Here is a 14,065-nt window from a genome sequence, read left to right on the forward strand (position 1 = left end):
TCTTTTGCTTGCATTTTTTATTCCTCTTTTTTGTTCTATTTATAATGCCCCATAACAGTGGACACATTATTTAGTGGATACCTGTCCTTCAGACATTCTTACTAGATATATCCTTAATTATTGACACTGTTCATCTATTGTTCCCTTTTTCTCGGACACATCCTTTAATTAATGTTTAATCCAAATGGCTGATTCCATTGCTATGTGACTACCAAAATGCTAAAAGTCTTGTTTCCATAGGATTTCAGGCAAATTGTATAAAAAAGAAAGAACGAATGCGCCTATGAAAAGGTATTAGAAGTCCTTTTCTCTGGATATTTTGCGCTATATGATAAAGCAGATTGTCTGAGCGAAGCGAGTTATCTGCTTTACCATATGTCAAGCGCAAAATCTCCAGAGAATTAGGACTTCTTATACCTTGTAATCGAAGCATGAGTTTTTTCTTTTTTATACAATTTGCCGTCCCCCTTCCAACCCCCTGACCTTTAACACTTAACGCTTAACACATTAACAAAGAAATCTACCCACCAATCCCATTTATCTGTTCCATATAGACTTTATACATCCTAAGTCCTTCTGTAACAAAAGGAAGAATCAGATACAGACCCACCGTCAGAATAAAAGGTACAAAAGCAATAGTTTTACCCAATATAGATTTATCCTGTATGGCGATTTCATTGTCTAGAGCTCTTTTATCAATATAGTTATTCCTTTCCTGCTCCACATCCTCAAAAGCTTTGTAAACTCCAAGCTTATCACTGCTCTGTAATCCATCAACTATTTTACAAAAAGGTCTGAAAGGTTCCTTCTCCTTTAATTCCTCAAGAGCTTCTCTTTCGTCGATGCTTAACTTTCTGCTGCATTCTCTGACAGAACTTTGAAAGATATAAGAAAATTCCTCCATCCATTCTATTATAATTTCCGTATCTGCTCTCTTGATATTACGAAGAATCACTATTATGGATTGAAAGGAAAATACCTCATCCTCCATATCCCGCTGCCTTACTTTCTTTAGCAGTAACAGTCTAAAACTTGGAATATAGTAAAACCCCCAGGCTGCCAGAAATACTGCCAGAAGCTCATACCACTTAAAATACTCCTTTTCAATGGCCTTTAATCTTGCATAAATGTCCTCAGAAGCCATTCTTTGAAGGTATTTCTCTTTAATTTTCGCCTCTTTCTCAACTATCCTGGTAATCTCCTCAGATGTAATATTACTGCCAAGAAATTTATTGGTATAATTTATTACCGCCAACGACAAAGCCATAGCTTTTTCTTCTGATATGGCACTGTCTGAATAGTTAATATTCCTGGTCAGCTCCAATTTCCTGTTAGCTCCATGAATATAAAAAGATAATAAGCTACAGATTAGAAAGCCAGCAATACTAAAAAGCACGCTCTTTAAGATAAACTGCCTGACCCCAAGATTCTCACCATGCAGTCTTAAGAATTCTTGTTTCTTTAGCAGCTTCCCATAATTTTTATATTGGTATGAATCAAGAATCTGCCTGATACTTTTCCTGTTCTCTAAAGCTTCTAATAAAACTGCCTCTCGTTGAGACGGTTTTCTTTCTTCTCTGAGAGCCATCAGCAATTGATAAGAAAAGAAAGTAATGAGAAATATTACAGCCATTAATAGAATTCCTGCTGTTCCCCTGTAAAAGTTAATAAGCTGCGGTAAACTTATAACAGCCCAGTTCTCAATAGCTTTTAAGAACAGCACAGGAAGTACCGTTACAAAGGTAAGACCGGAGAAAAGATATTGAATTTTGCTTCGTTTTAATATTTCCATATGGATTTCCTGTCTTAAATGAGCAATATTGACCAGCAGCAATGATCTTCCTTCTTCAGTCTTTGTATCTCCATATGTATTGATTATCAGACAAAGTGCCAGAAAGGTTTTTATGAATTTATCGGGAACATAACTAAGATACTCCTCCTTCTTCCTTTCACTTTCAGAGGAAGTAAGTATATCATAAATACAGCCGGCATGAAGTTTCAATGGTTTATCTGTATTCTGCATAGCTTCATAGATAGCTTCATCAAGTATCCCGTGGCTCTGATAATATTCTCTTACCTCACAAAGAAATATATCAAACTGTTCCAGCAGCTTCTTCCTCTCTCTTCCCTCTTCCCAGAATACGATACTGTTACCTGCAACATATAAATAAAATATGGATAACCATAGATAATACCAGGTCCCTCCAAAAAGAAGCAGTATCGCCAACATTACAACAACGATGCACCAGAGCTTAACTGTTACTTTTACAGCTTTTTTCTCTATTAACCTTACTTCACCGGGATAGAGAATAGCGTATCTTTCCGTCAGACTTTTTATAAAAGCCCTTATAAAAATTATTCTGCTCAGTAAATCGTAAAGTATATACCAATAGTCCCTGCTGACTTTTGTTCTATCTTTCAGAAAGATGCTATAGGTCCCTCTGTATTCAATTTGCTTTCTTAGCAGAAACATCAGAAAAAGTATAAGCAGTACAAAAATACCCAAAAGTCCCGCTGCCAAACGAATCATAAAAATATTATCCATTCTGTAAGGTTCCTCCTCCCTTTATAAATTCTCTGTATTCCTGTCTTTCTGATTCCCGCAGATTATAAAGGATATGCTCCTGGCTTTTATCAGAAAAGCCTTGCTGCATGACATACCTGCCTTCTATAAAGGACAGGATATCCCTTGTTTCAAATGTCACCGGACTTGTCCTTCTTTTATAATATTCCTGGGTTGCTTCTATCAGTCCGCCGGGTAAGTCCTTCTTATAATAAGGGATTATCTCGGTTATTCTTGAGATATAGCGGTGACCGTTTTTATTCTCCATATGAATGTCAATATTTATGGCATTGGCTGCCTGATATTCCGCCAGGTCTTCCTTGTGAAAACCTCCCTCTCTAAGCTGTGCAATCTTAAAATAAGAAATTAAATCTTGTGTGGTCTCTGCATGATGAGAAAATAGTGTCATTTTCGAAATCTGAGCGATTTCAATAAGGTAATTGGCAGTTTCATGTGATGCAACCTCACCTAATATAAGTACTGTGCCGTCAGTTTTCTTCATAACATTTAAAATATCCTGTCCTGAAACTTCAGGGCTATCTCTTAATGACAGTATGTTACGTTTTGGATAGGCTTTATTTAGATTAAGCTCATATACCTGCTCATAGACACGAATTGGGTAGCTTTCTTCAATATACTGTATCAGTAGTTTTAACAAGGTTGTTTTACCGCTCCCCATTTCTCCTGTAATGGCAATGGATAAGCATCCTTTAACCATCCATTTAAGAAGTTCAATTACCTGATCCGATCCTTTCTCCTTTAGAACCTTACTTATATCCATAGCAGTTATATTGTCGTGTTTCCGAACAAAGAATGCCCAGCCTACTGATATGGGCGGGCGGAATACTACTACCCTTGAACCGTCCTTCATGTCATTTACAAGATACCCTCTGGTTTCGCTTAAGAAACCGGGGTTATTATGCCTGTATATACTTTTGCATACACGTATAAGTTCTCTTTCCGAAGGAAAGCGCAGAAAATCAAGTCTTATAGTTCTTCCTTTGAAGAAAATCCACACATCAAGCAGACTCTCTTCCGCTTTTATACCAGAATCATACTTATCTTTATCTTCTATCTTTTTAACAGCCAGCCCTCCTTCAAAGAAAGCTGCCCTTCCTGGAATATTCCCTGACAGATTTCCTGCTGAAATACCTGCTGAAACACCATCGAGCTTCATCTCCCTTAACCTGTCTATTATACCAAACCCTCTGTACTGCTGATATACTCTCTGGGCTATTATATCTATCTTATCCTCAAAAGACAGGTAAGTTATTTCTTTAAAATATGCCTTTTCCAAATCAACATTGGTAATGATATATGCTGTATCCAGGTGATTCTTTTCAAGAAACATTTTAAGCCCGTCTTTCCTGTATTCTTTATAATACAGCTGCAGCAATATCTCGAATTTATCCTGTCCAGACAGCTTATCTGCATTATTAAAAGGAATGACTTTCTCTACGTTCTCTTCGTTCAGCATTACTTTATGCAGAAGAATTTCTTTGATGTAATCCTTAATATATGCCTTCGCTTCCTCATCACCTTCCGCAGATTTCTTAAGGCACTTCTTTATAAGCTTCTTAATATTTTCTCGCTTCATAGTTTCTTTCTGGTTAAGGTTTAAGCTCCTGAAATCTTTATCAAGGATTCCCGCAAATACACCATCTACTGCCTTTACGATTTCTTCGACAGAGTAATTGTCAGGCCGCTTTTCTTCTTTCCTGTCCGGTTTCAGGCTTAAAGCTGCAAATACGACCATCCCTGTAATCAGCAGAAGGATAATAAAAAAGTTAAGTAACATAACCTTTACCTCCCTTGTCCTGCTCCTTAAGCAGTACTTCTGTCAGTTTAAAAACCCTCTGAAAGAAAGCTTTCCTTTCCCCGGTTTTGCTTAAGGACATATGTTTTAAATAAAAGTTTATTAAATCTCTGTCAGAAACTGCATCCATATAGGCTGTTAAATGTGGAATAGCATACAGTCTGCCTTTAAAATCTTTATAATGCTTTTCCAGAGTTCTCAGGTTATATGCGGAACTGCTGTGATAATTGTTAAGTATAAATATTGTCTTTTCCAGAGGAAATTGATACTCCTTAAGGGTATTCCTTATTACCGATATATTCTGGTTCAAAGTCACAGCAAGTATATCTGCTTCTTTCCACAGATGCTGTGATAATCTGTTTTTTCCAAAGGATGTGTCTGTGAGTATTAAATCATATTCTTTCTCTAAACTGTTATAAATAAAGGGCAGATATTTTAACAGTTCCTCCTGTTCCCCTCCATAATGATTTCTGGTACCGCATAACAAATCAATCCCGCCCTTACCAAGGCTCATGATATAATCCTTCATGATTTGCACTGCTTCAGTTCCAGCCGTCTGGTTATGAGTCCTAATAAGCCTTATCAATGAATCTAAGCCGATATTCTGATATATTTCATTCGTCTGATTGCTGCCAAGGAGAATTTCTTCCAGCTCTCTGTTGCCATAATGTGTCTGAGTCAGAAGTACCTTTTTCTTACTTCGATATGCTGCCGTCAGGGCTATTGCTGCCAGAGATGAGGTTGTACCTGTCTGTCCGGTTACCGGGCTCCAAAATACCACATGCATTAAATCCCTCCTTTTCTTATTTTCTTAGTGGCTTCCTTTATTGCTTTTAAATCTCTAAGGTTTATTTCAAAAAGCAGCTCTCTGAGCAGCAACTTAATCCCCGGCGAAAGCTTCTTATAATTATAGCTATGGTAATACTGCAGTACACTGCAAGCTTCACTGTCCGTTTCTTCCAGGTATAAATAATAGTTCTTCTTCCCCCTAAGCCCTTTGTGTTCCAGCAGCATAGGAAGATACATTTCATTTATTCCTTTCACAATGTCCCTGACCAACAGGTAATAGTCCTGATCTTCTTTGCTAAATCTCTTTAAGGCCTCAAGATTATGTAATCGTGTATCTGTAACCAGGAAACGATAATCAGTATGTGTTATATCCTTATGGTTTAGATTCATTCCAAAGTCTATCAGTATATAATCATACTCATCATGAACTTTTTCTATATTTGTGTCTTTACACAGCTCCAGCCTTTCAGAGCAGTATAATATATCTTCTTCCATTCCTTTTGCTGCTGGTATACAATAACTTAACGCTTTACAGGGGGAATTATCCACAAGCAATACTTTTTTATCCAGAGCGCTCAAAAATACCGCCAGGTAAAATATCAGATCGTAACTGTAGATTCCAGCAAAACCTAATGTTTTTATCTCATTCTGCATATTCTACCTCGTAGCTGCCATCTGTCTGATATTCCTCTCTACCATTGTCTCCCTCCAGATAATCTATCCCCTCTGAAGTGCTCTCCTTTCCCGTTATGTACTGGTAAGCATCTGCAGCTTCCTTGTTATTCCTATTATTATCCGTAGCTTCGTACTGGGTACTGAGATAATTTTCATAATAGGTTTCCAGTCTTTCTTCCAACCCTGCGCGCTTTCCTTCACTCAGGTAATCTCTGGCTGCTTCCAATACATTAGGATCTTGCTGTATCAGACTTAGCACATCTTCATTAGGGGTATAGGTAACAAAGGAAGGCTCCTGATAGGAGGCTGCAATATATTTTGTGGTATATAAATAAGTACCTGACTTTAGAAAACAATCTACCAAAGCAGAAGACATCAGATGTATTTCATCCGGCGACAGCTTCAGATATAGATATCCCTTCACCGTATCAATCCGGCTGATGCAGCTCTTGCTGACAACGATGTAATCTTCACCGTTTGGATAACGCAGACGAATGTCAGTATAATCCCCTTCTTTTATATTCTCCCCTGCCAGATTAAGAGAGAACTCCACTTCTCTTATACTGTCACCCATGGCTTCCTCCGCTATCATATTTTTAAGAATATGCGTCCCTGCCGGGATATCTACAAGTGCTTTATGCCCTATATCAGTTTCAGACATAAAATTCTTCTTATCCTGTCCTGATAAAGTCTCAGTAACTGTCACCGTTGTTCCGGTTATTATATCTCCGGCTTTAATCTCAGCAGATGCCACATAAACCGTTACAGTATACTGCTGTAAAACCTCCGACATTATTTCAATCCGGTGTTCATAAATACTCTTTACCTTTAAATATCCGGTAAAGATACCTGCAGGCAATATAACGCATAAAAGTCCTGCTGCAATGTGTTTTGCAATTTCCTTCACGGAAAGAGGCCTTTTTAATCTTTTACTCATTCACTAATCCTTTCTGTCTGTTATCTAATTCTTCGTGAATTACAAATACCGCCCGTTTTACTGCCCTGATAAACTCATAATTCGGGTTGTCTTTCTTGCAGCCGTAATTGCGGGTCATAAATTCTACGATTGCACCTTGCTGTACGGCCTGATTATATTCCATGTTATAGGGGATTGGGATTATTTTTGAGGTTTGAATAGGATATTTTCCCGAAAGCGTATCTGATTTTAAAGAATTGTAGTTAAACTCACTTAACAGAATAATACTCTTTGAAAGTAAGGAGGAATAATTTCGAAAAAACTGGTCAATCAGATCTTCTTCCTGTATCAGATTTACTACTACAAGATCTGCTTTATCCAATATGATTTTAGAACTCATATGATTAATATTAGAAGTGTCAATAAAGGTGTAACCTGCAAAAATCTCACTTGCCCATAGAATTTTCAGGATATTTTCATTCAGGATATAGTCAAAGACAAATTCATTGATTTGATTCCCAATTGGGATATAATATAAAGAATTAATCAGAATTTCAAAAGAAGCTTCTTTTATAAGTTTCTCATCTTCTTTCAAGGTAAGATAAGTGTGTCTGCCTATTGAATCTCTTAACACCCAATGTTCGTTATCAGGTTTTTCCTCAGCATCCACATCTGTGTAGTTAAAATACCTGTTGTATCTATTTCTTGACAGTTGATTGATTACATGCTCAAGCCCTTTATATCTGCTAACATTAACAGTGTTTCTGTTCTTCCTTTTCTCTTGTCTGTGAATGAGCATATCTGCCAGTGTATTTTTTTGATAATGATTTTCTAGTAATATTGTTTTAACAGAATTCTCAAAGGCCATAGCAATACTGACACAGGCCAAATTGCTGGTTACACCATTACTCCCCTTGGCGCTGCTCCAAAAAGCAATTTTCATGTTAACCTCCATTCACAGTCTTTTGGTTTTCCAACCCACCTCTTTCTTGCATATCAGTATTCGATTTCCTGCTCGCTGATAGCTATCATATCTCTGGATGTTATAAGCTGGTTTTCAGTATAACAGAACAAAATAACCTTATTTTATGGCATATAAATTAAACGGTACGCCTAAATACAACCGTTTTGGTTAACTCATATTATCTATCACCTCGCTTGAAGGAATGCATTTGATGAAAATAGAAAAAAAGATGTAAAACTTAGAATTTAAGATATTCTTAATAATAAATGAAATTTTTGTAAATGTAAAGTGCTTTTTTAGAAATTTTTGAAAAAAGACCTCCCGCTGGCTCGTACCATGGAGGTCTTTCCAGAGTGCATTTGATTCCTTATGCTTTTAAACTCTGCTAATTTAAAATAGAATCTCTGATTTTTTCCTTAGTAATCTGCTGCCGTTAACAATCACTAGGACACCGCTGGTAATACCAGTGACTATGAGAAGAATTCCAATTACAATATTTCCTACACCTACTGATTTCATGGTAGTATAGATTTTTTCACTCATATCCGACTCCTGACCGCTGCCTTTTGCAGCCCTTTCCTTATGCTTACATTACTTAACAGCTGGCTCCATATTGCTTATAATATGCATCAATAGCATTTTTTAGAGCATCATCTATTATGATATTTCCATTATAAGGCTTATTGTATAAATGTTCAACTACTTCTTCCATGGTTACAATAGAAGTTGTCTTAATTCCATACACTTCTTCAATCTCAGCAAGAGCACTTTTCTCACCCTGTCCTCTTTCCATTCGGTCTACCGAAACTACCAGGCCCAGCACAGATACCTCGCCTTGAGCTTTTAATATAGGCATTGTTTCACCTATAGAAGTCCCTGCTGTGGTAACATCTTCAATAATAATAACTTTGTCCTTATCATAGATAGGGCTTCCAAGCAGTATTCCTGTATCTCCGTGATCTTTTACTTCCTTTCGGTTGGAACAATAGCGAATATCTGTATGATAGAATTCACTGATTGCCATAGAGGCTGCCACACTCAGCGGTATTCCCTTATAAGCTGGTCCGAAAAGAACATCGAAATCAAGCCCAAAAGCTGATTCGATTGCCCTTGCATAATACTCCCCTAATTTTCTTAACTGTGAACCGGTACGATAAAAGCCTGCATTAATAAAAAAGGGGGTCTTACGTCCGCTTTTTGTTGTGAAATCACCAAATTTTAATACACCACAGTCTACCATAAATTCTATAAATTCCTGCTTATATTTTTCCATTTATCCTCCATTCAGCCGTCAACGGCGGCAAAAAAATCACGTGTATTCTTCACTTTATCATATCATGGGTTTGTATAGCTCAGCACATTTTATAGCTTCGATTTTCCTATGTTCATTTCTAATCCTAAACCTAAGCTTATCTGTTAAGACAGCCAATGATTTCCTTTACATCGGAAATCCCCTGTTGTTCCAGGAACTCACTGATACCCTCTATTACTTCTATGGTAGCTGTAGGATTTCTGAAGTTAGCCGTACCAACTGCAACTGCTGTCGCACCTGCCATAAGGAATTCAACAGCATCCTCACTGTTCATAATTCCACCCATTCCAATAACAGGTATCTTAACTGTTCTTGCAACCTGATTTACCATTCGCAGGGCTACAGGCTTTACTGCTGGTCCGGACAAACCACCGGTCTCATTGGCTAATACGAACTTTCTCTTATAAATGTCAACCTTGGTACCTGTTAAGGTGTTAATTAATGAAAGGGCATCTGCTCCACCTGCTTCTGCTGCTTTGGCCATTTCCCTGATATCCGTAACATTGGGGCTAAGCTTCATAATTACAGGTTGTTTGGCATATTTCTTCACTTCCCTTGTAATATCCTCTACTGCAAGACAATTCTGTCCGAAAGCGATTCCGCCTTCTTTGACATTGGGGCAGGAAATATTGATTTCCAGCATATCAACCTCAGTGTCACCAAGCCTTTCCACAACTTTTATATAATCCTCTGTGGTTTTACCGCATACATTTACGATTACCCTGGTATCATATTGTTTCAGAAAAGGAAGGTCTCTTTTTATGAACATCTCAACACCGGGATTCTGAAGACCGATGGCATTGAGCATTCCGCTGCCGGTCTCTGCAATTCTGGGTACCGGATTGCCGGTCCAGGGCTCATAAGAAACACCTTTTGTTGTCACCGCTCCAAGTTTGTTCAAATCAACAAAATCAGCAAATTCCATTCCTGAGCCAAAGGTACCTGAAGCTGTGGTTACGGGGTTCTTCCATTCCACACCTGCTATGATTACTTTTGTATCTGACATAATTATCTCCCATCTGTGTGCCATAACACATATAAACCAGGATATCTTTTGTTTCCTATCCCAGGTCTGTACTTTCACATCATACACATTTAAACTGCAAGAAAGCTATCTTTAAACTCCAAAACCCATGTAAATGCAAGCAAGCAACGTTAAACTTCAACTAAAGCAATCTGTAGCAGAATATGCTACAATTCAATTTCACTGCTTGCAAATACCGGTCCCTCTTTGCAGATCCGTGTATTCTGTACATTGGTGTGATGATCCTTTTCTTTCGTCTTACATACACATGCAAGACATGCCCCAATACCACAGGCCATCCTTTCTTCCAGAGATAAATAGCATTCAATGCCCTGTTCTTCTGCATAGGCTTTGACCCCTTTTAACATAGGCGTGGGACCACAGGCATAAATAACGTCTGCTTTTAAGCCATATCGTCTGATGGCATCTATTACATTGCCTTTTACTCCATAGCTGCCATCCTCTGTTGATAGATATACTTCTCCGTAAGGCTGAAAATTATCATTCATAAAGGTAATATCCCGATATCCTAAGACAATGCTTTTCTCGCACCCCAGCTGTTTAGCCAGCTCAAGCATGGGAGGAATACCAATTCCGCCTCCAATTAAAATGGCTTTCTTCTTCTCCAAGGGAAATCCATTGCCAAGAGGACCCAATACCTGAAGGGTATCACCCTTTTTAAGCGTTGAAAATTCCTCCGTTCCTTTCCCCGACACACGGTAAACTAACCGCAGTGAGCCTTCCCCTGCATTGATCTCGCAGATGCTTATAGGCCTTGGAAGCAGCCTGTCCTCATTGTTACAATACAGGGATAAGAATTGTCCGGGCTTTGCCTGTGCCGCAATTTCTGCATCCTTTAACCACATACTGAATATCCCAGGTGCTATCTGCACCTGGGATGTTATTAGGGCTCGTTTCTGAATTGCCATGGTTTTCTCCCATCTGTGCCATTTTTTAATCCCATACATTATATACGAAATCAAATATAAGCACAAGTACCATTTTTCACGAGAATATTAACCCATAAAGGAATTACTTGTAAATAAACAAATTAGTTGCTGTAATATAAAGGAGTTTAACCACCTTATATTTATATAATCTATAGTTCCTTCCTCATAAGTATAATTTTATATTTATCCTTACTGGTTTCAACTCCTGTAGGCTTAAAACTATTTTTTATCCAGAATTGCTCACTTTCCCGGTTCCCTTTTATATATCCAAGCTGAACATACATATAACCTTCTTTTTTTAAATAATTAAGAAACTCTGTAATTATCTCTGTTCCGGTTCCCCTCCCCTGATACTCTTTATTCATCATGAACCAACCAATAAATACGGTGTGAATATCAGGATATCCAACAACAAAATCCATCAATGCAATTAAATGATTCTCACTATAAAAACCAATAAATAATTTATCCTCAAGCGCCTTGTTTGGGGGTAGCTCCGTAAAAACATCTTTTATATTTGCAAATGTTGGCTTGGTCTTTAGATAATGATAATAGGTTGGATTTCGTCTGCAAACTTCGTATATACATGAAATATCTTCTTCTGAAAATTGTTTAACAAGGAAATGAGAAGACATCTTATTTAATTTTAAATTCAATTAATTGATCCTCTCTATTCTTTATTTCTTTTATTGTTTCGACTATAATATACCTTTATAGTTCTTCGTTCAGTTGACAGGATTGGTACTAACTTTAACTATAACACTGTTTCAGTTTTATTTTTCTTTCCAGTAAACACTTCCATCCCTTGCCCTCAATAAGAACTTCATATCTACAAGTCCTCTGCGAAGCAGGAAAAAATCTTCAAAGGTATGCCACCTCTTTATAATTTCATTGACTTCTTTTTCCGTATACTTAACCTCTTCTTCAAATTTTTCACTGAGGTAATAAAGCACCGCAATTTTACGATCCTTTTTAGCCGGCCATGATTTGATTCTCTGTTTATCATCCAGGAACTGACTAATAATCTCTCTGTAATTATCCGGTATTTCTAATTTATTATTTATTTTATTTTCCATGTTATCTCCTTTCGTGGATATAAAATTTCTGATTTTGTATTACTGAATTTGTAGTTGAAGCAATTCACTGCAGCATTTTCAGATTATTAAATTATCCCTGGGTTAACCAATATTCCCTGCAGTCATCTGTCCTGCCCATAAAACCGTATTCTATCATGTATCTTCTAAGAGTCGGATAATCATCATAGATATCTTTTAATATCTGATTAAGCTCTTTTTCCTTATAATGCTTTCCTTCTGAAAAGGATTCACTTATCTTTTTTAATATCACGATCTTTTTCTTTTCTTTAGCAGGAAAATGCTTTAGCTTTAGAGGATTCAGAGAAGAGAAGGCCGTTTCCAGTATCTTCTCCTTTTCCTCCTCCGTCGTAATATACCTGTCATCCACCATTTTTGCTTTAGAGTGAATTGGTACCAGTCTGTCTCCGCCCGTATTATGTTCCAGGGCCAGCTCGTACACTGCCAGAAACATTTTAGCCTGCTTTGCTTTTTCTCTGAACATAAATTTCTGATGCCTTACAGTAGAAGGTGTAACCCCCAGCTGTTTAGCAATTTCGTTATCACTAAGTCCTGCTTCTAACAGGGTTAATATCTGCTTCTGATTATCCGTTAAGGTCAGATATTTGCTGTCAGACTTCATAAGAAGCTCAAACGGTTTCCCATGCTCCATGTGAACATGAAGCATAGCTCCTTTTTCTGCCTCATAAAAACGTTCACCGATAGGATATACTTCCCCCTTGTAAAACTCCTTTTTGCAATAACTGCAAATATATTTCCCCTCCTCCTCTTCCACGTAAGCATATCCCTGCTTCATCTCATTTATATTAAAATCCTTATTTTTACCTTCCATAACCAATTCCTTTCTCACCAGACATATAAGCTTGCAACCTTGCCTGACATTGCGGCTTAAGAAATATATGAAATAAACCTCTCTTTTTTCCATCTGATATTTGTTCATACATCAAGTTTACTTAAAACGCTTTATATTTGTTCATACATCAAGTTTACTTAAAACGCTTTATATTTGTTCATACAACTAGTTTACTTAAAACGCTGCCATAAATCTCGAATTATTCATTCCCATAATTCACACAATATCTGAGACAGATTGAGGATGATTGAGGATATATCCTTACAACTTTCTTTATTTATGAAGAATCCGGCTTATTCCCACTGTCTTTATATCATTATATTATTTGCCATATTTATAAACATATATTATTATTGTTTATTTTATTTGTCAACTGTTTTCAATTCATTTCATTCAATTTATCAATTTTTTATCACTGTGTTATTACTATTTTGAAATACCAAACAACTGATATGATTTCATAAAATTTGTCACAATTGTTATACTGGATGGGTGATGGTTTATTTTCATTAGACACCCCATTTAAACTATGATATAATTATCTTTTGTAAATATCAGATTACAGAAAGGGTATATAAAATGGCAGAAAAGAATCCTATCGTAACTATTGAAATGGAAAATGGCGGTCTTATCAAACTGGAGTTATATCCTGATATCGCTCCAAATACAGTAAAGAACTTTATATCTTTAGTTCAGAAAAACTACTATGACGGGCTGATCTTTCACAGAGTTATCCGTGGTTTTATGATTCAGGGCGGCGATCCGGAAGGAACCGGCATGGGTGGTCCCGGATATTCTATCAAAGGAGAATTTTCATACAACCAATTTGAAAACAATCTAAAGCATTCTGCAGGAGTTATTTCCATGGCAAGATCTCAGATGCCAAACTCAGCAGGTTCCCAGTTCTTCATTATGCATAAGGACAGCCCTCATCTGGACGGTTCCTACGCTGCTTTCGGTAAAGTTACAGAAGGTCTTGAGGTAGTAAACGCGATTGCTGATGAAAGAACCGACTATTCCGACAGACCCTTAAATCCTCAGGTTATGAAAAAAGTAACCGTTGAATTATTCGGAGAAGAATACGGCGAACCTGAAAAAATGTAATGACA

At 37.2% G+C, this 14,065-nt stretch carries 14 protein-coding genes; 1 reads left to right on the forward strand and 13 read right to left on the reverse strand.

What is annotated here, in order from left to right; translation table 11 throughout:
• Positions 1-520: 520 nt before the first annotated feature.
• The 13 genes from BR73_RS0120875 to BR73_RS0120935 all read right to left on the reverse strand — a co-directional run bounded on the left by BR73_RS0120875 (position 521) and on the right by BR73_RS0120935 (position 12,935).
• Positions 521-2,545 carry a hypothetical protein gene (locus tag BR73_RS0120875; protein WP_033167844.1) on the reverse strand — a complete coding sequence of 675 codons (2,025 nt, stop codon included), beginning with the start codon at positions 2,543-2,545 and terminating at the stop codon, positions 521-523.
• Positions 2,538-4,361: an ATPase, T2SS/T4P/T4SS family gene (locus BR73_RS0120880; RefSeq protein WP_033167845.1), complete on the reverse strand. Its 1,824-nt coding sequence runs from the start codon at positions 4,359-4,361 to the stop codon at positions 2,538-2,540. The genes BR73_RS0120875 and BR73_RS0120880 overlap by 8 nt, the downstream gene beginning before the upstream one ends.
• Positions 4,351-5,166, reverse strand: a complete 816-nt coding sequence (locus BR73_RS0120885) for a hypothetical protein (protein ID WP_033167846.1) — start codon at positions 5,164-5,166, stop codon at positions 4,351-4,353. The genes BR73_RS0120880 and BR73_RS0120885 overlap by 11 nt, the downstream gene beginning before the upstream one ends.
• The gene (locus BR73_RS0120890) at positions 5,166-5,822 is read right to left on the reverse strand and encodes a hypothetical protein (protein WP_033167847.1); all 657 of its coding nucleotides are present in this window, start codon (positions 5,820-5,822) and stop codon (positions 5,166-5,168) included. Before BR73_RS0120890 ends, BR73_RS0120885 begins: the two co-directional genes overlap by 1 nt.
• Positions 5,812-6,780: an SAF domain-containing protein gene (locus BR73_RS0120895; protein WP_033167848.1), complete on the reverse strand. Its 969-nt coding sequence runs from the start codon at positions 6,778-6,780 to the stop codon at positions 5,812-5,814. The genes BR73_RS0120890 and BR73_RS0120895 overlap by 11 nt, the downstream gene beginning before the upstream one ends.
• Complete coding sequence (locus BR73_RS0120900) at positions 6,773-7,702, reverse strand: hypothetical protein (protein ID WP_033167849.1); 930 nt, start codon at positions 7,700-7,702, stop codon at positions 6,773-6,775. Before BR73_RS0120900 ends, BR73_RS0120895 begins: the two co-directional genes overlap by 8 nt.
• 411 nt (positions 7,703-8,113) lie before the next feature.
• The gene (locus BR73_RS29205) at positions 8,114-8,266 is read right to left on the reverse strand and encodes a hypothetical protein (RefSeq protein ID WP_033167850.1); all 153 of its coding nucleotides are present in this window, start codon (positions 8,264-8,266) and stop codon (positions 8,114-8,116) included.
• Positions 8,267-8,318: 52 nt separating this feature from the next.
• Complete coding sequence (gene pyrE, locus BR73_RS0120910) at positions 8,319-8,996, reverse strand: orotate phosphoribosyltransferase (protein ID WP_033167851.1); 678 nt, start codon at positions 8,994-8,996, stop codon at positions 8,319-8,321.
• Between the two features lie 136 nt (positions 8,997-9,132).
• Positions 9,133-10,041 carry a dihydroorotate dehydrogenase gene (locus tag BR73_RS0120915; protein WP_033167852.1) on the reverse strand — a complete coding sequence of 303 codons (909 nt, stop codon included), beginning with the start codon at positions 10,039-10,041 and terminating at the stop codon, positions 9,133-9,135.
• 185 nt (positions 10,042-10,226) lie between these two features.
• Positions 10,227-10,988, reverse strand: a complete 762-nt coding sequence (locus BR73_RS0120920; protein WP_033167853.1) for a dihydroorotate dehydrogenase electron transfer subunit — start codon at positions 10,986-10,988, stop codon at positions 10,227-10,229.
• A 170-nt stretch (positions 10,989-11,158) separates the two neighbouring features.
• Positions 11,159-11,665, reverse strand: coding sequence for a GNAT family N-acetyltransferase (locus BR73_RS0120925; RefSeq protein WP_051685455.1), 507 nt, complete (start codon positions 11,663-11,665; stop codon positions 11,159-11,161).
• Between the two features lie 117 nt (positions 11,666-11,782).
• Positions 11,783-12,085: a DUF2087 domain-containing protein gene (locus BR73_RS0120930; protein ID WP_051685456.1), complete on the reverse strand. Its 303-nt coding sequence runs from the start codon at positions 12,083-12,085 to the stop codon at positions 11,783-11,785.
• A 91-nt stretch (positions 12,086-12,176) separates the two neighbouring features.
• Positions 12,177-12,935, reverse strand: a complete 759-nt coding sequence (locus BR73_RS0120935; RefSeq protein WP_033167854.1) for a DUF2087 domain-containing protein — start codon at positions 12,933-12,935, stop codon at positions 12,177-12,179.
• Positions 12,936-13,535: 600 nt separating this feature from the next.
• Here BR73_RS0120935 and BR73_RS0120940 point away from each other — a divergent pair.
• Positions 13,536-14,060: a peptidylprolyl isomerase gene (locus tag BR73_RS0120940; protein ID WP_033167855.1), complete on the forward strand. Its 525-nt coding sequence runs from the start codon at positions 13,536-13,538 to the stop codon at positions 14,058-14,060.
• Positions 14,061-14,065 lie beyond the last annotated feature (5 nt).

The organism is Clostridium sp. KNHs205, assembly GCF_000702945.1.
Classification (GTDB): Bacteria; Bacillota; Clostridia; order Lachnospirales; family Lachnospiraceae; genus Anaerocolumna.